This is a genomic window from Streptomyces sp. NPDC048461 (genome assembly GCF_055587105.1).
In genome coordinates, this window is record NZ_JBVJGW010000045.1 from 1 (window position 1) to 21,152 (window position 21,152).

Genomic DNA, 21,152 nt, shown 5'->3' on the forward strand with positions numbered 1-21,152 from the left:
GCAGCCGCCTGGCTCTGCAGCCCCCGCTCCACCTTCGTCATCGGCACCACCCTCTCCATCGACGGCGGCTGGACCACCCGATAACCCACCAACCCACCAACCATCGCGAAGCGATCGGGCCCACGTGAATGCCTCGGTGGTCGCGGGGTATAGGCGGGAAACGCTGATGGAGCGTACGGGTGTTGGAGGTGGCTGTGATGTCCGGTCTGAAGGTTCTGGAGTGTTTTCCCGCCGGCGGCCCGCGGGGAAGCTGGCCGGCTGAGGAGTTTGCGGCTCAGCATCGTGCACGGGGTGTGGTGGCGAGCGTGGTGATGGACCTGGAACGGGACGCGTTCCTCGTCGTGGTGCCGGAAACCGAGAGTTCCCCGGCCGGGGTGTGATTACCCGCTCCGTCCGACTTGTCGGCGAGAACTCTTCCCATTTCCAGGAGCTGCGGCGATATCCGGGGGAGCCCTCCTGCGCATATTCCCGCCGGCGATCATTGGGGATGAGCAAGTAGGAGTGGGCGCATTGACGAAGGCCGAGGAAGCCTTCATGGTCAATTCATATGCGAGCGACATCCTGCCCGGCGTCTGGAGAGATCTCTGACCGGCTCCTTGACGTTGGTCGAGACCGAAGCGGGAAAGACGATCACTCGTCTGCTTCCCGGCGAGACGGCTGAGTAGCTCCCGTGGATCCACCGGGATCCACCGGCACGCGGGACAGGCGCCCTCAGGGGTGTGCCGTTATTCCTGGCTGCGGGAGCACGCGTCCTGGCATCATGAGGTTCATGACTGCATACCGAAAGGCCGATGCCGCGTAGATGGCCCGGCATCCTGCGTCTCGTACAGCGCAGCCCTCGCACCTGGGAGGGCCCACCGCAGGATCGCCTCCGCGGACTTTCTGTCCGCACCAGCCTCGCGATACAGCGAGCAGAGAGGCTATCGGTCGACTATTACGTCCATCCCGGTGCTACGGACCGTACGCTTCGGCGTTACCAGGCGTTCCTGGAGCAGCCTGGACGTCGGCCCCTCTATCCGCAGGATGCGGAGTGCTCGTGTCGCGGATGTTCCTTCGATGACGTGAGGCATGCACGCGACGTCCTCGAGCTGGTCCTGCAACAGCTGCCGGTCCGGGCCCGGTCCGAGCTGAGACGCCACGTGGCCTCGCTGGACTCTGTGTACCGCAGGCGGACTCTCCCCGATCCGTTCGCCGACCGCAGGCAGTGGCGCTCTGACCTTTGGTGGCGTCGTCGGCTCGCGGGCGGCAGGGAGGCCGGGTGAAGACCCAACGTCCAGCACGGCATCAGTGGATGACGCTGAAACTCCGCCACGGCAGGCTGTTCGGGGCCGTCACGTTCGACAGCGTCGTCGCCGTGTAGATGCCCTTGCCTCCCGCGACTTCACGGCAGTCAGCGGTCCGGTAGAGCACGACGTCCACCAGGGTGTTGTTGGCCACGTGCGTCGCCCCGCCGGGAACACCGATCTTGTGGCATCCCTTCACCAGCGTGTTCGAGTACGACACCTCGACCCGCTCGTCCTCACCGCGAAAGCTCAGCATGCCGACCGTGCTGCGCCCCAGACCCGAGCACCCCGACACGAGCGACACCGCCACCACGACCCCCGACACCACACCCACACACCGACGTCGTACCGTCACAGTGACCCCATCCATCCAGAAGGCATCCAGACCGACAACCCACACCCCGGATCCTCCCCCGGCCCTCACCACCCGGCACGCCGGGCACCGCCAAGCGGATGAATGCCCACATCGGACCCTGGCGACCTTCCCCGTGCCGGTGCCCCTGCCGGTGTCGGCCAGGTCGGAGGAGACCGCGGGCGTGTTCTGCAGCCCCGCGTGGGGTCCGGGCGCTGCCCGAGTCCGCCTGTCACCGCGAGCGCTGCCGGCGCGTTACGGGATCGCCAGCGGGAGCCGGCGAGCCTGTCAGCCCGGTTACGCCGTCGGGCCGTCGCCGCAGGCCAGCCCGGCGTACGCAGCGCGGCGTCCCGGGCTCGGCTGGTTCAGCCGGTGTACTTGCGCCACAGTTTCACGGTCGTCTTCGGGTTGCTCGCGGAGTTGGACTTGTGCGGCGCCAGGCAGCGGTACTGCTGGCCGAGGTGGACGACGCGGTCGTTCTCCGCGTACTGCCGGTTGACTTTCCATTCCGAGAATCCTGCGGCCATGTGGAGACACCTTTCGCCGGGCCGGCTCGCTGCCGTCCCCCTCGAATCTTCGCATCATCTGAGCGGCCCCCCGGCCAAGGCCTGCCTCCGCGGCCCGCCACCCCGGACCGACGACGCCGGGCCCCGCGCCACCCGAGTCCCAGGCCACGCGCACGGCGGCTGTCAGGTGGCGGTGGGCGCCTTTCCGGCATCGGCCGGAGCGGGCGGACCCGGAGGAGCCGGGCGGCGGCGGGAGACCGCGACGCCGGCCAGGCAGATCGCGCCGCCGAGCAGGGTCAGCCAGCCGGGGACCTCGTCCAGGGCGATCCAGGCGATGAGGACGACGACGGCGGGCACGGCGTACGTGGTGGCGCCCATCTTCCCGGCCGTGGTCCGCGAGAGGGCGTAGGTCCAGGTGGTGAAGGCCAGGGCGGTCGGGAAGAGGCCGAGGTAGACCATGTTGAGCGTGGCCGACAGCGGGGCCTCGGGCAGCTGCGCCAGGAGCCGGCCGGCGAAGGGCAGGGTGACCACCGTGCCGACGAAGCAGCCGTACGTGGTCACCTGGATCGGGCTCGCGTGCCTCAGCGCCGGCTTCTGGGAGACGACGCCGGCGCCGTACGTGAGGGCCGCCACCAGGCAGAGCAGGACGCCGACGACGGAGGACGCGCCGCCCTGCGAGGTCGACAGGCCCACGACGACCGCACCCACGAAGGACACCGCCATCCCCATGAGCAGCATGCGCGGGAAGCCCTCTTTGAGGAGCCAGCCGCCGAGCAGGGCGATCACGATGGGGCCGATGTTCACGATCATGGCGGCGGTGCCGGCGTCGACCTCCTGCTCGCCCCAGTTCAGCGCCACCATGTAGAGGCCGAACCAGAGGACCCCGGAGGCGAGGATGCCGGGCCACGCCTGCCTCGGCGGGAAGGGCACCCGCTTGACGGCGAGGACGAGCGCGAGGGCGAGCGAGGCCGTCAGCAGGCGCCCCAGGGCGAGGGCGCCCGGGTCGTAGTGGGCCGCGGCGGCACGGATGGAGACGAACGCGGAAGCCCACAGCACGACGGTGATGCCGGCTGCGAGCAGGGCGCGGTGATCGGTTCTGGGGTCGCCAGCCGTTTGATCCATACGGGTCAACGTACCCACACCGCCGACAGGTTGCCCACACCGTTCGGGCGGCGCCGGGCGGAGCGCCCGCGCGCGCCCACGGGCCCCCGGCCTGGGGGGGGGGGCGGGGGCCCCCCCCCCCCCCCCCCCCCCCCCCCCCCCCCCCCCCCCCCCCCCCCCCCCCCCCCCCCCCCCCCCCCCCCCCCACGGCCCCGCGGCTACCGGCTACCGGCTACCGGCTACCGCTGCCCGCTACCGAGGCCCCGAAGGACGCCAGGTCCTCGCGAATGGCCCGGACCACCGCGTCCTGGCGCTCGGCGAGGTAGAAGTGCCCTCCGGGGAATCCGCGGAACGTGAACGCCCCCGCCGCCAGCTCGCGCCACGCCATCGCCTCGGGCACGGTCACCCGCGGGTCCTGTTCACCGCACAGCACGCTCACCGGAACCCGCAGGGCCGGCCCCGGTGCGCAGCGGTACTCCCTGACCGCCCGGTAGTCCGCGCGCAGGGCCGGCAGGATCAGCTCCGCGAACCCCTCGTGGGCCAGGAGCCGGGGGTCGGTGCCCGCGAGCGAGCCGAGGTGCGCGAGGAGGCCGTCGTCGTCCTGCGGAAGGTCGTCATCGGCGGGCTGCAGGAGCGGAGAGCGCCGCCCGGACACGATCAGCCCGCGCAGGGGCCCGGTAGCGGCGCCATCCGGCCCGGCGCTCAAGCCGGAGCCGGAACCGGAAGCCGAAACGGAAGCCGAACCAGCACCAGCGCCGGAACCGAACCCGGATCCCGGACCCGGCTCGGCCTCCAGCCGCCGCGCCAGCTCGAACGCCACCAGCGCGCCCATGCTGTGCCCGAAGAGCACCAGGGGGCCGTCCAGCCAGGGCCGCAGGGCGTGGTGCACCCCGTCCACCATGGCCCCGATGCTGCCCGCGAGCGGCTCGCCGAACCGGTCCTGGCGGCCGGGGTACTGGACCGTCAGCACCTCGGCGTACGCGGACAGCGCCTGGGAGAGGGCGAAGTAGTACGAGGCGTTGCCGCCCGCGTGCGGCAGGAGCACGAGCCGGGGCACGGGCCCCGGTGGTGCGGGGTGGAACCGGCGGAGCCACGGGTCGGCCCCCGGGCCCGGGCGGCCGGCGCCCTCGGTGGTGGTGTGCGCGGTGGTCATGTCCGCTCCTCGAACTCGTCCGTCAGCAGCCGCTTCTTCTGCGGCTTGCCCATGGCGTTGCGCGGTACGGCGGTGATGAACCGGACCTCGCGCGGCCGCTTGTGTACCGACAGGTGCGCCGCGACGAAGTCGGTGAGCTCGGCGCCCGTGACCCCTTCGGCGACGACGAAGGCCACGATCCGCTGGCCCAGGTCGGGGTCCGGAGCGCCGACCACGGCCGCCTCGCTCACCCGGGGGTGGTCCAGCAGGGCGTTCTCCACCTCTCCCGCCCCGATCCGGTACCCACCGGACTTGATCATGTCGACTGAGGCCCGGCCCACGATCCGGTGGACACCGTCCGCCTCGTCGACGGCCGCGATGTCGCCCGTGCGGAACCATCCGTCCTCGGTGTAGGCGGCGGCCGTCGCCTCGGGGCGGCCCAGGTAGCCCGAGAACAGGGTGGGACCCGTCAGCTGGAGCTCCCCGATCTCCGCTCCCGGCTCGGCCGCGATACGGGTCCGGATGCCGGGCAGCGGGGTGCCGACCGTGCCCGGCCGTACGTCGCCGCCGGCGCGGCCGCTGACGGTGATCAGCGTCTCGGTCATCCCGTACCGCTCGACGGGCCGGTGCCCGGTGAGGGCCTCCAGGCTGCGGAACACCGGGGCGGGGAGGGCGGCGCTCCCCGAGACCAGGAGGCGCGCTCCGGTCAGGGCGGTCGCCGCGCGCGGTTCGGCGGCGATGCGCGACCACACGGTGGGCACCCCGAAGTACAGGCTGCCGCGCGCCTGCGCGTACGCGTCGGGGGTGGGACGGCCCGTGTGCACGAGGCGACTGCCGGTGCGCAGGGCGCCGAGCACGCCCAGGACCAGTCCGTGGACGTGGAACAGCGGAAGACCGTGCACGAGGGTGTCCTCGGAGCTCCACTGCCAGGCGTCGGCCAGTGCGTCGAGGTCCGCGGCGATCGCCGCGCCGCTCAGCACGACACCCTTGGGCGGACCGGTCGTCCCCGAGGTGTACAGGATCAGCGCGGGCGCCCCGGACACGGGTACGGAGGTCTTCGCCGGGCCCTCGGCACGGCGGCCGACGTCCGCGCCGACCATGACGGCGCCGGAGTCGCGGAGGATGTGTTCGCGCTCGGCCGGTCCGGCGTCGGGCGCCAGCGGTACGCAGGGCACCCCCGCCAGCAGGGCGCCCACCACGGCGGCGACGGTCTCCAGCGACGGTGTCGCGTTCACCGCGACGGCCTGGAGGCCGGCGATGTCGGCAGCCACGCCCTGGGCCGCGCCCAGCAGTTCCTCGTACGAGGCCGAGCGGCCCGCGACGGTGACGGCGTCCGCGCGATCCCCGTGGACACCGGTGAGGGCGGTCAACATGGCGGCAACTCCCCTGACGAGACAGCGAAAAGTGTGCTGCCACAGCCTACGGGGACGACGCGGTCACCCCGGACACGCATCCCGGACATACCCCCCGCGCGCCCCTACACCGGACACGGTGGTCCAGAGGTGTGTGGTGGCCCAGTGGTGCGGGGTGGCGTCGGCTCAGTGGCCCGCGCGCCAGCCCGGGCGCGTGCCGGCGGTCCAGGAGGTCGCCGACTTGCGGCGGGCCGCCGCCGGCGCCCATCGGGCGGCCTCGCGCTCCGCCGCCGCCTCTTCCCGGACCTCGTCCATCGCCTCGGCGATCCGCCCGGCCATGGCCGCCGACAGGGCCACCGCGACCGCGGCCACCTCCTCGGGCTCGGGCGAGCCACTGGTGATCCGCCACCGCACCGCGGCCGGGTCGGCGGGGCTGCCGCCCGCGTGCCGTTCGCTGCGCGCCATGTCGCCCTCCGTCCCGCGGTCGCCGGTCCTCCCCATTGTGCTCCCGTTCCGTGCCACGGGCATCGCGGGCGGCGTACCCGGGAGACGGGCACCGAACCCGAGCTGCGCGGATGCCCGCCGCGCCCCGCGAGCGCCCGGCAGGGTCCTGCGTCGACGGCGGCCGTCCGCTCCGGGCGGCCTCTCAGCACTGCGTCCCGCGGCCGTAGTTACCCTGTGGTCATGTCTGAAGCCCCGTCCTCGAACGCACTTCGCCTCGTGCCCGTCACCACCCAGAACGTCGACGCCGTGCTGGCGGTGCAGGTGCGCCCCGATCAGGGGCACTTGGTGTCCCCCGTCATGAAGTCCCTGGCGGAGGCCTACGCCCACGGCGAGGTCGCCTGGCCGCGGGCCGTGGTCGACGGCGGCGTGGTGGTCGGCTTCGTCATGGCCTTCCTGGACATCGGCTGGAACCCGGCCGAGGACCCCGACGACCTTCGCTCGGGCATCTGGCGGCTGAACATCGACGCCCGTCACCAGGGCAAGGGCTACGGCCGCTTCGCGGTCGGCGCCGCCGTCGAGGAGATCCGCCGCCGCGGCGCCGACCGGGCGTACGTCTGCTGGGACACGGGTGTGCACACTCCCGAGCCGTTCTACCTCGGCCTCGGCTTCACGCCCACCGGCGAGCTCAGCGGCGGACAGCGGGTGGGCGTGCTCGACCTGGACCGGTCCCCCGCGCGCTGAACCGCTCCGGGGCCACGTGCCCGATGCCGGGACGGCACCTGGATCTTTGTGGCTTCTGCCAGTACGAGGCTCGACCGGGCCCCGTAGAGACTGCCGGAGAGAAGCCGCGGGGCGTCCCCGGGGTACGGGGCCGCGTCCGGGTACACGTCTGAACGGGGAGGACATCACCATGAGCGCGTACGAGCAGTACGACGAGATCGGCGAGGCGTACGAGGGCTTCAAGGCCCTGCCGTTGGAGCAGTACGCAGTGGTACCCAGCTTCCTCGCCATGGTCGGGGACGTGGAGGGCGCGTCGGTGCTGGACCTGGCGTCCGGCACCGGGTTCTACAGCAGGGAGTTCCGGCGGCGCGGCGCCGCGGAGGTGCTCGGAGTCGACATCTCCGGCGAAATGGTCGCCGTGGCGCAGCAGTTGGAGCAGCGCGATCCCCTGGGGGTGCGCTACGAGGTCGCAGACGCGTCCGACCTCCGGGTGTTCGAGCGGCCCTTCGACATCGGCCTGGCGGTCCAGCTGCTCAACTACGCGCCGGACCTCGCCACCACGGAGCGGATGTGTCGCAACGTGCACCGGAGCCTGAAGCCCGGCGCCCCGCTCTTCCTCCTCAACCAGTCGCCCGACTTCCGCTTCGACGGACCGCCGCCGGACCGGTACGGCTTCCGCACCGTGCTCACCGGTGAGGAGGGCGAGACGGGCCCCCGGGTGCGGACCACGGCCCTGCTGGACCCGCCGGTCTCGTTCGTCGCCAACCGTCCGCGCCGGGAGGTCTACGAGAAGTGCCTGCAGGCTGCCGGATTCGGCGAGCTGACCTGGGTACCGCTGACAGTGTCGGAGGCCGGCCTGCGCGCGTTCGGTGCGGACTTCTGGGCGGACTTCCACGCCAACCCTCCGCTGGAGATGCTGCGCTGCCGCGCCTGACCCACGGCGGGACGGCACTCCCGCCCGGCTCCTGAGCCCGCCGCGGGCCGCCCGGCGGGCTCAGGCTGCCTGCGAGGTCACGTGGTCGATCACCGTCCGGAATTCCTCGGTGGGCGAGAAGTCCACGTACTCGACGTCCTCGATCGCCTCAGGGGCGTGGCCCGGCGCCCAGTAGAACGCTTCACCGGCCGAGTAGTCCCGCATACCGTCCTTGGTGTGCATCCTGAGCGTGCCCTTGAGCAGGTAGCCCCAGTGCGGGCACTGGCACAGGTCGTCCGGCAGCCCCTTCAGGGCCGGGGCCATCGCCATGCCCCGGGAGAGCTGCATGAAGGCGACGGAGAAGCCGCCGCCGATCTCCTTCAGGCGCAACTCGACGCCGTCGCCCGCGATGGCCACGGGGGTCTGGTCGCGTGTGGTCGCCGTCATGGTTCCTCCACGGCCGTACGTTCCACTGTCCCGAGATCCACGAGATCGCCCGCCCCACCGCGATCCGCCCTCTCAGTGTCCTCTGGCCCGACCCGCCCCGCACGGCGTACGGCCGGTGCAGCTCGCGGTCCGGACCGGCGGCCGGCCGGGCTCCTTCACATCCGCGCCGGCGCCCCAGCCCCGGGAAGCGGCCGGGCCGAGCCGAAGGCATGGCGTCAGGAGGGCCCGGGAGGCGCTGTCCCGCGCCGCCGAGCCGACGGGACCCGCCATGGCTAGGCTCTGCAACGACACCCGCCGCGCGGCTGCGCACGGTGTCGTGTCGGTACGGCGCCCCGAGCGGGCCACCTCGCATTCGGTTCGGGAAGGCACGATCATCATGAGGATCTCGGTCATCGGCGGCACCGGACTGATCGGCTCCCGGCTCGTCGCGAAGCTCCGCGGCGCGGGGCACGACGCGGCCGCCTCGTCCCGGTCGACCGGAGTCGACCTGCTGACCGGAGCGGGTCTCGACGAGGCGCTCGAAGGCGTGGACGCGGTCGTGAACGTGACGAACTCCCCCACCTTCGACGACGCCTCACCGGCCTTCTTCCGCACGACCATGGAGCACCAGCTGTCCGCGGCCGCGCGCGCGGGGGTCCGCCACCAGGTCGCCCTCTCCATCGTGGGCGTCGACCGCGTGCCGCAGCTGGACTACTACCGGGCGAAGACGCTCCAGGAGGACCTGCTCAAGGACGCGTCCACCCCGTACTCGATCGTGCGGGCCACCCAGTTCTTCGAGTTCATCGACCCCGTCCTGTCCTGGACCTCGGACGACGCCACCGTCCGGCTCCCCTCCACCCCCCTCCAGCCCATGGCGGCGGCCGACATCGTCGACGTCCTGGCCGAGGTCGCGACGGGCCCTCCCCTGAACGGCACCCTCGACATCGCCGGCCCCGACGTGTTCCCCCTGGACGAGCTCGGCCGCCTCACGCTGTCGGCCAGGGGGGACACCCGGTCCGTCGTGACCGACGAGCGGGCGGGCCTGTTCGCCGCCGTCGAGGACGGCGTGCTCATCGGCGGGCCCGGTACCCGTCTGGCCCCCACGCACTACACGGACTGGCTCGGCACCGGCCGATAGCCAACGGCACGGACGCCCGGTCCCCGCCGCCGCGCGGGTGCGGGGGCGGCGCTCGTCGCCCGGTCGGGTCAAACGAAGGCGGGCGGGTGCCGCGAACGGCCCAGTGCGGGGAGACAGGACGGGCCGCCGGTCGGGAGGGGTGCCTACCGTCACTGCCAGACACATCGGCTCGCGAAGCTCGTGGAGGCAGCATGTCCCGTCGGGTCCGCCGGCTGACCGGCGTCTGTGCCACTACCGTCGCCGTCGGCCTCCTCCTGCTCTGCACCGGCGGTGACCCCTCCGCACCGCCGCGGGGCTCCTCCGGCGCCGCCGCCGGTACCGGGATCGCGGTCGGCGCCTATCTCCACTACGGCTCGCCCGGCGTCGAGCGGATGCAGGAGTTCTCGCGCTGGCTCGGGGGTACCGAGCTGCGGGCCGGGCACACCTACCTCCCCGGCGACACCTGGTCGAACATCGAGGGAGCACCCGATTCGCTGCGCAGCTGGGCGCGGTGGCGCAACGCCCGGGCGGACCGGCTGTTCGTCCTGAACGTGCCCATGCTGGAGGGCAACGAGGCCCGCGTCCCCGACGCCCGGGTCGCCGAGCTGATCCGCACCGGCGCGAAGGGTACGTACGACCACCACTTCAGGCGGCTGGCGACGCGCCTGGTCGGCCTGGGCGTACCCGACACGGTGATCGTGCTCGGCTGGGAGATGAACGGCTTCGACTACACCCACCGGTGCCGGCCCGACCCCGCGAACTGGAAGGCGTACTGGCGGCGCATCGTGACGGCCATGCGCGGGGTGAAGGGGCAGCGGTTCCGTTTCGACTTCGCCCCCAACCGCGGCGGCGACGCCATCGCCTGGACCCGGTGCTATCCGGGTGACGACGTGGTCGACGTCGTCGGCATGGACAGCTACGACCAGCCTCCGGGCCACACCTTCGACGAGCAGGTCACCCAGCCCTACGGGCTGCAGCAGCAGGTCGACTTCGCGAGGGCCCACGGCAAGCGGATCTCCTACCCCGAGTGGGGTCTGTTCCGCAACGGCGACAACCCCGAGTACGTGCGCCGCATGCTGGCGTGGATCGCCCGGCACGAGCCGCTCTACCACAGCATCACCGACTACTGCCCGCACGGCGTGTGGCAGTGCGGGCAGAACCCGCGCTCCTCGGACGTGTTCCGGGAGCTCCTGTCCGCCGTTCCACCGGGTCGCGAGCGGCCGTACCGCGTCGACCTCGGTCCGGGTCAGGGCAGTTGACGCGGTCCGCTGCGGAACCCGGCGTGGAAGTGCGACGGTTGGCACCGCGCACACGACGACGAAGGGCGAGGACACCGTGGCGAACCGCTGGGTGGGGGTGACGGTCGACTGCGTCGACGTGGAACGGGTGGCGGCCTTCTGGAGCGGGCTGCTGGACCGCCCGGCGGGTCCGTCCCGGCCCGGCTGGGTCTACCTCGGGCTCCCCGGCGACCCGCAGCCCCGTCTCGTCTTCCAGCCGGTGTCCGAGCCGCGGACCGGCAAGGTGCGGCTGCACCTGGACATCGCGGTCGACGACGTCGACGAGGGCATCGCGCAGGTCATCGCCCTCGGAGGCCGGTCCACCGGAGAGCGGCACGACTACGACGCCGGGGTGGTCGTCGTGATGGCCGATCCCGAAGAGCACGAGTTCTGCCTGGTCCAGTACCGCCCGTAGGCGGCCGGGGTCAGTCGCGGTCGACGTGCGTGCGGACGACGGTGCCCTTGGCCGCGTCGATGTCGTGGGTCGTCTTGTTCCAGTCCGGCGTGACGATGTCGACGGACCAGACGTCGTCGTCGAGCTCCACGGCCGTGACCGTACCGGCCGTGCGGCCCGTGGCGGTCCCCACGGCCTGCGCGGCGGTGGTCGTCGCGGCCTTCAGCTGCTCGGCCACCTCGCTCTTGTCGTCGGCGTCCTGTCCGGGCTCGACCCGCGAGCGGGTGACCTTGCCGGTGATCGCGTCCACCTGGACGTCGTGGGTGGTCCCGTCCTGCGCGGCGACCGTGACGTCCCACACGGGCGCGCCCGCGGCCGGTGCGGAGCCCGACGGACTCGGACTGCCCGTGGGGGTGTCCGTGGGCGTGCCGCGGGAGGTGGTCAGCTCGATCTCGACGAGCCGGCCCTTCGGGACGGCGGCGACCGCGGTGTCCGCGGCCTGGTTCCACGCCACCTTGGCAGCGGGCACCAGGTCCTTCCGCTCGCGCTGGTCCTCCGTGAGCGCGGTGGCTCCCGTGGGGCTGGCCTGCGAGGAGGACGGGGCGGCGGGGGCCGCGGTGCCGGGGGCCGGGCTGCCGCCGCACGCGCCGGCCAGCAGCGTGGTGGAGACGGCGCAGCAGACCGCCAGGGTACGGATCCGGAGGAGTGTCTTCATGGCCGTCACGCTTGACCCTCCCGCCCGCAACGGCCCGGGGCCACGCCGCGACCCACCCGATCGCGAACCGCCGGCGCGTCCGAACAGAGCAACGGGGTCGGGTCTGGACGTCGGGTCTAGAAAGCGCGCACCGCGGCGGTCCCGTCGGCGATGGTGAACATGTCGCGCACCCTGGTGAGGTTCAGACGCCGGTCGAGCTGCGGGGGCAGCGGGCCGGCCAGGACCAGGCGGCCGGTGCGCAGCATGAGCAGTATCTGGGCGAGCATGGAGGAGTCGGCGAAGGTGACCCCGCGGACGTCCAGGACGATCCGGCAGACGCCCGGATCGGCGGCGGCCGCCTCGCCCGCGGCCTTGAGCGGGCCCAGGGCCCCGTACTCGAACTCGCCCGTGCACGCGATGATCCGGACGCCGTCCCTGTCCGGCTCCACCCTCACCTGCTGTCCCATCCGTCCGCTCCTCACCGCCGACACCGTCTCGCCCTCCACAGCTCCGGCCGCGGCCGGAGCGAGACCCGAAGTCGGGCCGGGGGCGGTCGCTCCGCGTCCGGCACCGGACCTCGGGTGATGCGGAACACCTTCCCCAACGACCTCCGATCCACCACGACACGGCCCCGGACATGCGTGCGGGGCGTCACCGGGCGCATGGCCCCGACCAGCGGCGGGACCCCGCACCCGGGCATCGCCGGAGGCTGAACGAGCTACATCACGGCTCCGCGGATGCCCGCCGGTATGCCCGTCGGGCAGGGTGGGTGGCGGAGGTGGTCGCCGTGACGCACGAAGAGCCGTCCGGGCAGGCGCGGCCGGGCGTTCCCGGGGCGGTGGACCTGGCCGTGCTGGACGCGTTGTTCAGCCAGTCCCCGGTGGGCCTGCACGTGCTGGACACGGAGCTGAGGCTGGTGCGGATCAACACCGCCACCCGGTCCATGCACGACGTGCCCGTCGAACAGCTGCTGGGACGGCGCTTCGACGACGTGTTCTCCGCCCTCGATGCGCCCGGGGAGGTGACGGCGATGATCCGCGGCGTGCTGGAGACCGGGGTGCCCGTGCGGGAGCGGCTGGTGCGTTCTCGGCTCGCTGTCGACGGGGGGCGGGAGAGGGCGCGCTCGGTGTCGGCCTTCCGGCTCACCGACCCGCTGGGCACGGTCCTCGGCGTGGCGGTCGCGGCGGTCGACGTCACGGAAGCGGAAGAGGCGCGGGCCCGCTTGAGCGTACTGTCCGCGGTGCGCGAGCGGGTGGGCCGGACCCTCGACGTGATCGCCACGTGTCAGGAGCTGGCGGAGGTCCTGGTCCCGGATTTCGCCGACGTCGCCGTGGTGGAGGTGGTCGAGGCGGTGGTGCGCGGCGAGGAGCCGCCGACGGGGCCGTTCGCCCAGGACGTGCCGCTGCGGCGTGCGGCGTTCCGGGCGCGCGGCGGCCCGGATCAGGCGCAGGCCCATCCGGTGGGCGACGTACGGAGCCTGCGCAATCCCACGCCCTACAGCCGGACCCTGACCGACCTCCGGCCCCGCATCGTCGCCCTGGACGACGACAGCCCGTGGCTGGGGGCCGATCCGAAGCGGGCCGGCGCCATCCGCGCCGCCGGGGCCCACAGCCTGCTCGTGGCACCCCTGGACCTGCGGGGCAGGGGTCTGGGACTGGTGAGCCTCTACCGCGTCGCCGGCTCGGCTCCCTTCAGCCGGGGCGACCTGGGTCTCGTGCGCGACCTGAGCGCCCACACCGCGCTGTGCGTCGACAACGCCCGCCGGTTCACCCGCGAGCACACCATCGCGGCGACGGTGCAGCGGCACCTGCTGCCCCGCGATCCGGCGGGGCAGAGCACCGTCTCGACGGCCCACCTGCACGTCCCCGGCGACGGCGGGGGCGGCGGCTGGTTCGACGTGATCCCCCTCTCGGGCGCGCGCACGGCCCTGGTCGTGGGCGACGTCGCCGGACACGGCATCCACACGGCGACCACGATGGGGCAGCTGCGCACCGTCGTGCACGCCCTGGCAGCCCTGGACCTGGAGCCGGACGAGCTCCTGGCCCGCCTGAGCGACACGGCCGGTTTCCTGGCGGCGGAACGGGACGTCCGGCCGTCCGGTGACCCGGCGTACCGGCAGCCGCTGTCCGCGAGCTGTCTGTACGCCGTGTACGACCCCTTCCCGCGCACCTGCACCTTCGCGTCCGCCGGCCACCCGCCCCCGCCGCTGATCGTCCGCCCGGACGGCGCCGCCGAGACCGTGGACCTGGCCGGCGGGCCCCTCCTGGGCAGCGGGGAGGGCTCGCCCTTCGCCACCACGACCGTCGAGCTCGCCGAGGGCAGCGTCGTCGCCCTGCACACCCCCCGGTTCCCCTCCGGTGCCCTGCCGGGTTCCGGGGAGGCCCCTGGGCGGCTCGGTGATCTCCTCGCACGTCCCGGCCGGTCCCTGCAGGACCTGTGCGACGACGTCCTGTACACGTTCGGAACCGGCGCGAGGGACGGCGACGCGGTCCTCCTGCTGGCCCGCACCTCCGCCTTCCCCGACCGTTCCGCGGCCACCTGGCTGCTGACCGACGACCTCACCGAGGCGGCCACCGCCCGCAGGCATGCGCGGCGGACGCTGGAGGAGTGGAACGTGGACGAGGACACCGCGGCCGCCACGGAGCTGATCGTCAGCGAACTGGTCACCAACGCCCTCCGCTACGGGAGCCCTCCCCTGCGCCTGCGCCTGATCAAGGACCGCGCCCTCACCTGCGAGGTCCACGACGGGAGTGCCACCAGTCCCCACCTGCGCCACGCCCGCACCGGCGACGAGGGCGGCCGCGGCCTGTTCATCGTCGCTCAGCTCTCCGAGCGCTGGGGCACCCGCTACACCGCCTCCGGCAAGACGGTCTGGACCGAGCAGAACCTCGGCACCTGACCCCCGCGGGTGGCCGGACGGCGCCTCCCGGACGGGGCGCATCCTCCGTACGGCCGGGTCGTCGGTGGCCTCTCGGCCGTGGTGGCGGCCACCGCCGGACGCCTACCGTGAAGGAAGCGGAGCAACGACTTCCGCCACACCCCCGGTCCCGTCCTCACAGCCAGGAGTACGTGGTGTCCCCCCAGATCATCGACATCTCCCTGCCCAGCACCCTGCAAGCCGCGGGCCAGGCCCGTCGCGCCCTGAGCACGTGCGTGAGCGACCGCGATCTCGCCGACGAGGGGTCCCTGCTGCTCTCGGAGGCGGTGGCCAACGCGGTGGAGCACACGGAGAGCGACCGGCTGCGCCTGGTCATCCGGCACGACACGGCGACGGGCGCGCTCATGTGCGCCGTACGGGACGCGAGCGCGGAGGTGGCGGGCCGCACCGGGAGTCCGGGAGCGGGCCCCGCGGTCGAGGCCGTGGACAGCGCCGTGTGCGAGTCCGGCCGGGGCCTGGGGATCATCGACGCCCTCAGCGCGGCCTGGGGCATCAGCACGGACGGTTTCGGCAAGTGGCTGTGGTTCTGCCTGGACGGCGCGGCCGGTCCCGACCGCGAGGGGTGACCTCGTCCCGGGGCCGGGGGGGGTGGCCACCGCCCCGGCCGGCCCGCGCGCTCCGGTCGGGTTCCGTACCCTGGCGGCATGCGCATGCGCCCCACCCTGAGCTGGACGCCCACCGGGGACCTCCGGCCGGGCACCACCGACCCGGAGCCGGTCGCCGCCGCACTGCGGGCCGGCGGCGTGCTGGTGCTCAGCGGGGCCGGCCTCTCCACGGAGTCGGGCATCCCCGACTACCGGGGTGAGGGCGGCAGCCTGCGGCGGCACACGCCGATGACGTACCAGGAGTTCATCGCGGACCCCCGGGCCCGGCGCCGGTACTGGGCGCGCAGCCACCTCGGCTGGCGCACGTTCGGCCGTGCCCGGCCCAATGCCGGACACCGGGCCGTGGCCGCGTTCGGGCGGCACGGCCTCCTCGCGGGGGTGATCACCCAGAACGTCGACGGCCTGCACCAGGCCGCCGGCAGCGGGGACGTGGTGGAACTGCACGGGAGTCTGGACCGGGTCGTCTGCCTCTCCTGCGGCGCCTTCACCGCCCGCCGCGCACTCGCCGTGCGCCTGGAGGAGGCCAATCCGGGCTTCGCGCCGGTGGCCGCCGCACTGAACCCGGACGGTGACGCCGACCTCAGCGACGGGCAGGTCGCGGACTTCTCGGTGGCGCCCTGCTCGGCGTGCGGCGGCGTCCTCAAGCCGGACGTGGTGTTCTTCGGCGAAGCCGTTCCGCCCTCGCGGGTCGAGCACTGCCGCGAGCTGGTCACCGCGGCGTCCTCGCTGCTCGTCCTGGGCTCTTCGCTGACGGTGATGTCCGGGCTCCGGTTCGTCCGCCAGGCGGCCCGGGAGGGGACGCCCGTACTGATCGTGAACCGGGACCCGACCCGGGGCGACGGGCACGCCGTCACCCGGGTCGCGCTCCCCCTGGGCACGACGCTGACCGCCCTGGCCGACCGGCTGGCCGTCCCCGTCGACGACGGGGCGACGCCCTGACCCCGGGCCCGGGCGGCCGGCCCCGTCAGTGGGGGAACAGCGGCGACACGGCGGCCTCGGAGCTGCTGTTCCAGTACGTCACACGCGCTTTGTCGTCCACGTACACGCCGCCCTTCGGCAGCTCCAGGAGGACGCCCTCGCCCGTGTTGTCGGTGGGGCGCTGTCCGTGCGGCGCCAGCGCCATGTTCCGCACGAGGGTGCTGACCTCCTTGTTGCTCTGGCGCAGGAGCAGACCCGCGTAGGCCTCCTTGCCGGGATCGAGGGTGACCTCGCGCTCCGGCCGGGAGTTCTCGAAGACCCCCACGAGCCGGCCGTGGCCGTCCTCCAGCCGGAGCACCGGATGGGTCCGCAGCCTGCACGGCTCGCTGCCCGTGTTGGTCACGGTCAGCAGGAGCTTCGAGTCGTCCTTGGCGGGTGGTACGGCCCACTCCACCGTGACTTCGGTGTACTCGTCGGGGCAGTTGCCGTCGATGCCGGTGGGGGCGCCCTCGGCCTCGCCCGGACGCCCCGGCGCGGAGGTCGACGGAGCGGCGGGCGCCGGCGCGGAGGACGAAGGGGTTGCGGAGGGCGGCGCGGGCGAAGAGGCGGAGGAGGCAGGCGCCGGCGGTGTGCCGCCGGCCTTGTCGTCTCCCGGCCCGCAAGCCGAGGCGGCGAGGAGCGCCGCGGCGGTGAGGCCGAGGGCGCCGAGCGCCCGGACGTGGGTGGTCTTGCGGAAGGTGCGCATCACGAGCCCCCGTGGCTGCTGACGTGCTGGGATGGTCAGGGCAGGATGCCCGCCCCCACCGCGGATTCACACCCCCGCGCGGACCGTTACAGCTCCCGTATGCGGCGGTGACGGTTCCGTCGAGCTGCGGCGGTGGCGGCTCCGTCGAGCGAGCCCGGCCCGTCCGGCTCCGCGACGGGTGCCGGGGGCCGGGCCGCGGCCCGCGCGGCGCGCCGGTGGGACCGCCCGGCCCGGGGGCTGAGGCCCCCTCGCGCTTCTTACGGGTGACTTCCGGGGCACGGCTGCCCCGCCGCGGGTCGTGCGGGTGCTTGGCTGCCCCGTATGGCCCGCTTCCGTACGTCCCTCGGCCCGGCCCGGTTCGCCGGCGGCCTGTCCCTGCTCGTCGCACCGCTCCTGTTCACCGCAGTGGGCACGGCGCGGGCCGACCCGCCGCCACCCCCGTACGCCGGTACCGCCGGCCTCGGCCCGTGCGGCGTGGTGAAGCCGGCCGCGGGCTTCGTCTGCGTACCGGCGCCCAAGCAGTGCTTCACCGCGCCCTGCCCCCAGTACGACCTCGTGCCCGCCGTACCGGGCCCGGACGCGGCCCCGGAGCCCACCCCGCCCGGGGCGGACGCGCCCGAGGGCACCGCGCTCGAACGCTAGACGCGCCCCGCACGGTAGAGGCACCCTGCCCGGCCGCCCCCGGCCCCCGCTCGATCCCCGCGCCGCCGGGAACCCACGGAGACTCATGTCCACGTCCGCCGCCCCCGAAGCCACTGCCGCGACGCTGCTGCGCAACCCCCGACTGTGGCTGGTGCCCACGATCCTCACGGGACTGCTGGCCCTGCTCCTGTCCCTGCTCTACATGGGCGGTGTCGTCAATCCCAACGCGGACCTCCGCGAACTGCCCATCGCCGTGGTCAACGAAGACCGCGGTGCCCCGCCGCCCGGGCAGCGGGAGAACCTCGGCGCGCAGATCGCGGCCTCCATCGCCGCCGACAGCGCGGGCGGCAAGGCCGACTGGCGCACGCTGACCCGCGCGCAGGCCCAGGACCAGCTCGACTCGGGCAAGATCTACGGCGCGCTGGTGGTCCCGGCCGGATTCACGGACTCCGTCACCGCGCTCACGACGACCGGGGCCACCCGGCAGCCGACGATCACCGTGCTCACCAACCCCGGAAAGGGCAGCCTCGGCTCCTCCCTGGCGAGCCAGATCACCACGCAGGCCGCGCACCAGGCCTCCGTTGCGCTCGGCCGACAGCTCACGGCGTCGGCCGGCGCGCAGGCGGACGCCACCGCGCGGCTGCTGCTCGCCGACCCGGTCGACGTCGTCACCCGGGTCGGCCATCCGATCGGTGCACACAGCGGGCTCGGCCTCACCGCGTTCTACTACACGCTGTTGCTCGTGCTGGCCGGCTTCATGGGCGGCAACGTCATCAGCAACGCGGTCGACACCGCCCTGGGCTACGCCGACAACGAGATCGGCCCCTGGCACACCCGGCGTCCGACCGTACCGATCAACCGCACGCAGACCCTGCTGCTGAAGATGCTCATGACGGCGGGCATCACGCTCGTCAGCACCGCTCTGGTGCTCCTGTCCTGCGTCGTCGTCCTGGGCATGGACGCCTCCCACGTCCCCCTGTTGTGGGTCTACTCCTACTGCGCGGCCCTCGCCGTCGGCCTGGGGGTCCAGGCCATCAACGCCGCGTTCGGCGGTCTGGGCCAGCTGGTGTCCATGTTCGTGTTCATCGTCCTGGGCCTCCCCTCGTCGGGCGCCACCATCCCGCTCCAGGCCGTTCCGGGGTTCTACCGCTTCCTGTCCCACTTCGAGCCCATGCGCCAACTCGGCGACGGGGTCCGCGCGATCCTGTACTTCGATGCCCGGGGCGATGCCGGGCTCTCGCGCGCCTGGGTCATGATCGCGATCGGTACCGTCCTCGCCCTGGTCTTCGGCTTCGCCATGACCGCCTACTACGACCGCAAGGGCCACAAGCGCCTCACGCCGCAACCCGCCTGACCCCGCCTGCCTCCCCCGCCCCTCCGGGAGGACCCGAACCACCGGTCTCACCGCGGCTCCTCATACCCCGGTACATCAGGCAGCAACCAAAAAGTAATAGCGTAAAAGCTGTCAATTACTCATTAAACAAAACCATCTTGACGCAAGAACAAACTGGTTGACTGGTTTACTTCCCCTGGGTTCCACTACATTGACCCCGGACAAGCAGCCGTCGACGAGGAGAAGAACGTGGCCAGGGTCAGGCAGGAGCGGGCCGAGATCACCCGGCGGGCCATCCTCGACGGCGCCGCCGTGGCCTTCGACCACTCCGGATTCGACGGCACGAGCCTGAGCGACGTCGTCCGGCACGCCGGGGTCACCAAGGGCGCCCTCTACTTCCACTTCCAGTCCAAAGAGGCCCTCGCCCGGGCCCTGATGGACGAGCAGTTCCAGGTCTCCGAAGGCGTAGACGCCATCGAGGACCCGGGGTTGCAGACCGTCATCGACCTCACGCACCAGATGGCCCACGCCCTGCGCACCAACGCCCGTGTCCGCGCGGGGATCCGTCTGCTCGTCGAGTTCGGCTCCTTCACCGACCCCGACCCCTCCCCCTACAACGCCTGGATCGACACCTGCCACCGCTGCCTGGTCCCGGCCCAGGAACGGGGCGACATCCACCCCGAGCACGACACCCACGACCTCTCGACGTTCCTCGTGGGGTCGTTCACCGGGATCCAGGTCACCTCACACGTCCGCACGGCACGCGGCGACCTCCACGCGCGCGTGGTCGACCTGTGGAACTACCTCCTCCCCGGCATCACTCCCGCCGACCGCGCCCTCCTCCTCGAGCCGGAGGGCTCACCCGAATGCCGGGCCGGGCTCGGTCTCCCCGCCGCCCGCTCGTCAGCCACAGCCGGCTGACCCCAGATCCAGGGCGGCCTCACCCACGACGTGGCGAACCACGGGGGTGCTCACCACAGCGTGCGAGAGGCCGCCCTGTCCCATCCCGGCACACCCGAGGGCGGACGTCCGGAACGGCGCGCGGAGCCGCCTATCCGGCCTCGGGCCAGACCTGAGGGGGCTTCCCGCCGCGCACCAGGCCCTTGAGCCTGGCGTCGACGTCGATCGGCCGCTGCCCGCTGTCCTGCGCCCACGCGTCGATCGCTCCGCGCACGGCGTCGACGCAGGCACCCCACTCGTCCCAGGCCGTGCGCCACTCGGCGTGCGCCTCCGACGGCCAGCCGCCCGCACGCGTGGGCCGACCGTGGCGGTCCTGGATCGCGCGGACCTGGGCCCACGCCGTGTCGGAGCGCTTCTGCAGAACGATCAACTCGTCGGCGAGTTCGATGTCAGCCACGGCCGGAGCCTAGAACCCGCCACGGAGGACGTCCGCCACCGCCACGCGCGTCGCCTGCGACCACCCCCCACCGGACGCAACGCATGTCCGCGGGGGCGCCGGCCGAAGCCCGGGTACGCGGACCACGGGGCACCACGGTCGCCGTCGGCCCGCCGCGCCGACCCGGCGGCGACCACTCCCACCTGCTGTGACTCCGCCCACCCTCCCTTGACCGAAGAAGGAAGGGTTACCTAAGTTCGGATCCATGAGCCCGGACCGCCCCACCCCTCCCGCCGACCCGTCGCCCGGGTCCGCCACCCCCGGAACGGTCGCCTTCACCGTCGACCTCACGTCCCAGGAGGTACTGCGCCGGGCCCAGGTGATGGAGGCCCTCGGACCCGACTGGGACCCGATCGAGGTGCTGCGCGGCGAAGAGGCCGCCTACGACCTGCTGTACTCGGGTCTCGACGCGGAGCAGCAGCGGCTGTACGACGACCTGGTCGAGGCCGGGGTCCTGCCACGACGCGGGGGCGGCCGTGCTGCCGCTTGACCCGCAGGCCGACATCGGGCGCCGCGCCTGGGTGGCCTGCCCGAACTGCCGCGACACCCGCGGGTGCGCACCGTGCGAGGAGCGGCGGGCGTGCTCGGCGCACTGGCGCTACCTGCTCACCAACACCGGCAGCCTGCTGCACCTGCAGTGCCCCGGCTGCACCCACGTGTGGGTGCACGAGAGCGGCTTCGGGGCCACCCGGTCCGTGTGGAGCCGCATCACGAGCGGCCTGGCCCGGTTCTGACGGGCGCAGCCGCCTTCGCCGGCGCCCGCCGCAAGCCCGCGCCCCGACTCGCCCGACCCCTCCCGCACCCGGTCACCCCTCCCCGCTCGTGGCACCGCCCCTTCCGGCGGGCCTCAGACGTATGGTCGCG

General features: G+C 73.2%; 25 protein-coding genes. 14 read left to right on the forward strand and 11 right to left on the reverse strand.

The genetic code is table 11. The annotated features are described in order from the left end of the window. The first annotated feature begins 197 nt into the window (after positions 1-197). The gene (locus ACZ6S8_RS37555; protein ID WP_469462632.1) at positions 198-380 is read left to right on the forward strand and encodes a hypothetical protein; all 183 of its coding nucleotides are present in this window, start codon (positions 198-200) and stop codon (positions 378-380) included. 904 nt (positions 381-1,284) lie between these two features. Here the strand turns inward: ACZ6S8_RS37555 and ACZ6S8_RS37560 are convergent. The 6 genes from ACZ6S8_RS37560 to ACZ6S8_RS37585 form a co-directional block, all read right to left on the reverse strand. Further along, positions 1,285-1,617, reverse strand: coding sequence for a hypothetical protein (locus ACZ6S8_RS37560; RefSeq protein WP_469462634.1), 333 nt, complete (start codon positions 1,615-1,617; stop codon positions 1,285-1,287). 383 nt (positions 1,618-2,000) lie between these two features. Beyond that, complete coding sequence (locus tag ACZ6S8_RS37565; RefSeq protein WP_469462635.1) at positions 2,001-2,162, reverse strand: carbohydrate-binding protein; 162 nt, start codon at positions 2,160-2,162, stop codon at positions 2,001-2,003. A 162-nt stretch (positions 2,163-2,324) separates the two neighbouring features. After that, positions 2,325-3,263, reverse strand: coding sequence for a DMT family transporter (locus ACZ6S8_RS37570; RefSeq protein WP_469462636.1), 939 nt, complete (start codon positions 3,261-3,263; stop codon positions 2,325-2,327). 211 nt (positions 3,264-3,474) lie between these two features. After that, entirely contained in the window at positions 3,475-4,395 is a 921-nt protein-coding gene (locus tag ACZ6S8_RS37575; protein WP_469462637.1) for a thioesterase II family protein, read from the reverse strand. Continuing rightward, positions 4,392-5,747 (reverse strand): acyl-CoA synthetase, encoded by a 1,356-nt coding sequence (locus ACZ6S8_RS37580; protein ID WP_469462638.1) that lies wholly within the window; start codon positions 5,745-5,747, stop codon positions 4,392-4,394. The genes ACZ6S8_RS37575 and ACZ6S8_RS37580 overlap by 4 nt, the downstream gene beginning before the upstream one ends. Positions 5,748-5,912: 165 nt before the next feature. Further along, the gene (locus ACZ6S8_RS37585) at positions 5,913-6,191 is read right to left on the reverse strand and encodes a hypothetical protein (RefSeq protein ID WP_469462639.1); all 279 of its coding nucleotides are present in this window, start codon (positions 6,189-6,191) and stop codon (positions 5,913-5,915) included. 219 nt (positions 6,192-6,410) lie between these two features. On the opposite strand from ACZ6S8_RS37585, the gene ACZ6S8_RS37590 reads away from it, so the two are divergent. Next, positions 6,411-6,911, forward strand: a complete 501-nt coding sequence (locus tag ACZ6S8_RS37590; RefSeq protein ID WP_469462640.1) for a GNAT family N-acetyltransferase — start codon at positions 6,411-6,413, stop codon at positions 6,909-6,911. Positions 6,912-7,080: 169 nt separating this feature from the next. Next, on the forward strand, positions 7,081-7,824 hold the full coding sequence (locus tag ACZ6S8_RS37595) for a class I SAM-dependent methyltransferase (protein ID WP_469462641.1): 744 nt from the start codon (positions 7,081-7,083) through the stop codon (positions 7,822-7,824). A 60-nt stretch (positions 7,825-7,884) separates the two neighbouring features. Here ACZ6S8_RS37595 and ACZ6S8_RS37600 read toward each other — a convergent pair whose 3' ends face one another. Beyond that, positions 7,885-8,250 (reverse strand): cupin domain-containing protein, encoded by a 366-nt coding sequence (locus ACZ6S8_RS37600; RefSeq protein ID WP_469462642.1) that lies wholly within the window; start codon positions 8,248-8,250, stop codon positions 7,885-7,887. A 376-nt stretch (positions 8,251-8,626) separates the two neighbouring features. Here ACZ6S8_RS37600 and ACZ6S8_RS37605 point away from each other — a divergent pair, with 376 nt between their 5' ends. The 3 genes from ACZ6S8_RS37605 (at position 8,627) to ACZ6S8_RS37615 (ending at position 11,038) form a co-directional block, all read left to right on the forward strand. Further along, positions 8,627-9,367 (forward strand): SDR family oxidoreductase, encoded by a 741-nt coding sequence (locus tag ACZ6S8_RS37605; protein ID WP_469462643.1) that lies wholly within the window; start codon positions 8,627-8,629, stop codon positions 9,365-9,367. Between the two features lie 191 nt (positions 9,368-9,558). After that, entirely contained in the window at positions 9,559-10,605 is a 1,047-nt protein-coding gene (locus ACZ6S8_RS37610; protein WP_469462644.1) for a glycosyl hydrolase, read from the forward strand. A gap of 76 nt (positions 10,606-10,681) precedes the next feature. Continuing rightward, entirely contained in the window at positions 10,682-11,038 is a 357-nt protein-coding gene (locus ACZ6S8_RS37615) for a VOC family protein (protein ID WP_469462645.1), read from the forward strand. Positions 11,039-11,048: 10 nt separating this feature from the next. On the opposite strand, the gene ACZ6S8_RS37620 is transcribed toward ACZ6S8_RS37615, so the two are convergent. Together ACZ6S8_RS37620 and ACZ6S8_RS37625 are read right to left on the reverse strand one after the other, a co-directional pair. Then, on the reverse strand, positions 11,049-11,732 hold the full coding sequence (locus ACZ6S8_RS37620; RefSeq protein WP_469462646.1) for a PepSY domain-containing protein: 684 nt from the start codon (positions 11,730-11,732) through the stop codon (positions 11,049-11,051). A gap of 116 nt (positions 11,733-11,848) precedes the next feature. Then, positions 11,849-12,178: an STAS domain-containing protein gene (locus tag ACZ6S8_RS37625; protein ID WP_469462647.1), complete on the reverse strand. Its 330-nt coding sequence runs from the start codon at positions 12,176-12,178 to the stop codon at positions 11,849-11,851. A gap of 320 nt (positions 12,179-12,498) precedes the next feature. Between ACZ6S8_RS37625 and ACZ6S8_RS37630 the strand changes: the two genes are divergently transcribed. From ACZ6S8_RS37630 to ACZ6S8_RS37640, 3 genes are all read left to right on the forward strand, one after another. Next, positions 12,499-14,610 carry a SpoIIE family protein phosphatase gene (locus ACZ6S8_RS37630; RefSeq protein WP_469462648.1) on the forward strand — a complete coding sequence of 704 codons (2,112 nt, stop codon included), beginning with the start codon at positions 12,499-12,501 and terminating at the stop codon, positions 14,608-14,610. A 173-nt stretch (positions 14,611-14,783) separates the two neighbouring features. Then, positions 14,784-15,215: an ATP-binding protein gene (locus ACZ6S8_RS37635; protein WP_469462650.1), complete on the forward strand. Its 432-nt coding sequence runs from the start codon at positions 14,784-14,786 to the stop codon at positions 15,213-15,215. A 78-nt stretch (positions 15,216-15,293) separates the two neighbouring features. Next, positions 15,294-16,193 carry an NAD-dependent protein deacetylase gene (locus ACZ6S8_RS37640; RefSeq protein ID WP_469462651.1) on the forward strand — a complete coding sequence of 300 codons (900 nt, stop codon included), beginning with the start codon at positions 15,294-15,296 and terminating at the stop codon, positions 16,191-16,193. Positions 16,194-16,218: 25 nt separating this feature from the next. On the opposite strand, the gene ACZ6S8_RS37645 is transcribed toward ACZ6S8_RS37640, so the two are convergent. Then, on the reverse strand, positions 16,219-16,917 hold the full coding sequence (locus ACZ6S8_RS37645) for a DUF4232 domain-containing protein (RefSeq protein ID WP_469462652.1): 699 nt from the start codon (positions 16,915-16,917) through the stop codon (positions 16,219-16,221). 321 nt (positions 16,918-17,238) lie between these two features. Here ACZ6S8_RS37645 and ACZ6S8_RS37650 point away from each other — a divergent pair, with 321 nt between their 5' ends. From ACZ6S8_RS37650 to ACZ6S8_RS37660, 3 genes are all read left to right on the forward strand, one after another. Next, the gene (locus ACZ6S8_RS37650; RefSeq protein ID WP_469462654.1) at positions 17,239-17,559 is read left to right on the forward strand and encodes a hypothetical protein; all 321 of its coding nucleotides are present in this window, start codon (positions 17,239-17,241) and stop codon (positions 17,557-17,559) included. 85 nt (positions 17,560-17,644) lie between these two features. Next, positions 17,645-18,913, forward strand: a complete 1,269-nt coding sequence (locus ACZ6S8_RS37655) for a YhgE/Pip domain-containing protein (protein ID WP_469462655.1) — start codon at positions 17,645-17,647, stop codon at positions 18,911-18,913. Positions 18,914-19,141: 228 nt separating this feature from the next. Continuing rightward, on the forward strand, positions 19,142-19,813 hold the full coding sequence (locus ACZ6S8_RS37660; RefSeq protein WP_469462656.1) for a ScbR family autoregulator-binding transcription factor: 672 nt from the start codon (positions 19,142-19,144) through the stop codon (positions 19,811-19,813). A 130-nt stretch (positions 19,814-19,943) separates the two neighbouring features. Here the strand turns inward: ACZ6S8_RS37660 and ACZ6S8_RS37665 are convergent, their stop codons facing one another. After that, complete coding sequence (locus ACZ6S8_RS37665; protein WP_469462657.1) at positions 19,944-20,249, reverse strand: hypothetical protein; 306 nt, start codon at positions 20,247-20,249, stop codon at positions 19,944-19,946. A 244-nt stretch (positions 20,250-20,493) separates the two neighbouring features. Here ACZ6S8_RS37665 and ACZ6S8_RS37670 point away from each other — a divergent pair, with 244 nt between their 5' ends. Then, positions 20,494-20,778, forward strand: coding sequence for a DUF6400 family protein (locus ACZ6S8_RS37670; RefSeq protein WP_469462658.1), 285 nt, complete (start codon positions 20,494-20,496; stop codon positions 20,776-20,778). Further along, positions 20,765-21,022 carry a hypothetical protein gene (locus ACZ6S8_RS37675; RefSeq protein WP_469462659.1) on the forward strand — a complete coding sequence of 86 codons (258 nt, stop codon included), beginning with the start codon at positions 20,765-20,767 and terminating at the stop codon, positions 21,020-21,022. Before ACZ6S8_RS37670 ends, ACZ6S8_RS37675 begins: the two co-directional genes overlap by 14 nt. The last annotated feature ends 130 nt before the right edge of the window (positions 21,023-21,152 follow it).

Bases quoted from the DNA above. Each gene is read 5' to 3' on its own strand.
- ACZ6S8_RS37605 (WP_469462643.1), top strand. From the start codon at position 8,627: ATGAGGATCTCGGTCATCGGCGGCACCGGACTGATCGGCTCCCGGCTC.
- ACZ6S8_RS37600 (WP_469462642.1), bottom strand. From the start codon at position 8,250: ATGACGGCGACCACACGCGACCAGACCCCCGTGGCCATCGCGGGCGAC.
- ACZ6S8_RS37670 (WP_469462658.1), top strand. From the start codon at position 20,494: ATGAGCCCGGACCGCCCCACCCCTCCCGCCGACCCGTCGCCCGGGTCC.
- ACZ6S8_RS37625 (WP_469462647.1), bottom strand. From the start codon at position 12,178: ATGGGACAGCAGGTGAGGGTGGAGCCGGACAGGGACGGCGTCCGGATC.
- ACZ6S8_RS37570 (WP_469462636.1), bottom strand. From the start codon at position 3,263: ATGGATCAAACGGCTGGCGACCCCAGAACCGATCACCGCGCCCTGCTC.
- ACZ6S8_RS37640 (WP_469462651.1), top strand. From the start codon at position 15,294: ATGCGCATGCGCCCCACCCTGAGCTGGACGCCCACCGGGGACCTCCGG.
- ACZ6S8_RS37590 (WP_469462640.1), top strand. From the start codon at position 6,411: ATGTCTGAAGCCCCGTCCTCGAACGCACTTCGCCTCGTGCCCGTCACC.
- ACZ6S8_RS37575 (WP_469462637.1), bottom strand. From the start codon at position 4,395: ATGACCACCGCGCACACCACCACCGAGGGCGCCGGCCGCCCGGGCCCG.
- ACZ6S8_RS37650 (WP_469462654.1), top strand. From the start codon at position 17,239: ATGGCCCGCTTCCGTACGTCCCTCGGCCCGGCCCGGTTCGCCGGCGGC.
- ACZ6S8_RS37595 (WP_469462641.1), top strand. From the start codon at position 7,081: ATGAGCGCGTACGAGCAGTACGACGAGATCGGCGAGGCGTACGAGGGC.
- ACZ6S8_RS37585 (WP_469462639.1), bottom strand. From the start codon at position 6,191: ATGGCGCGCAGCGAACGGCACGCGGGCGGCAGCCCCGCCGACCCGGCC.
- ACZ6S8_RS37580 (WP_469462638.1), bottom strand. From the start codon at position 5,747: ATGTTGACCGCCCTCACCGGTGTCCACGGGGATCGCGCGGACGCCGTC.
- ACZ6S8_RS37565 (WP_469462635.1), bottom strand. From the start codon at position 2,162: ATGGCCGCAGGATTCTCGGAATGGAAAGTCAACCGGCAGTACGCGGAG.
- ACZ6S8_RS37620 (WP_469462646.1), bottom strand. From the start codon at position 11,732: ATGAAGACACTCCTCCGGATCCGTACCCTGGCGGTCTGCTGCGCCGTC.
- ACZ6S8_RS37610 (WP_469462644.1), top strand. From the start codon at position 9,559: ATGTCCCGTCGGGTCCGCCGGCTGACCGGCGTCTGTGCCACTACCGTC.
- ACZ6S8_RS37655 (WP_469462655.1), top strand. From the start codon at position 17,645: ATGTCCACGTCCGCCGCCCCCGAAGCCACTGCCGCGACGCTGCTGCGC.
- ACZ6S8_RS37555 (WP_469462632.1), top strand. From the start codon at position 198: ATGTCCGGTCTGAAGGTTCTGGAGTGTTTTCCCGCCGGCGGCCCGCGG.
- ACZ6S8_RS37645 (WP_469462652.1), bottom strand. From the start codon at position 16,917: ATGCGCACCTTCCGCAAGACCACCCACGTCCGGGCGCTCGGCGCCCTC.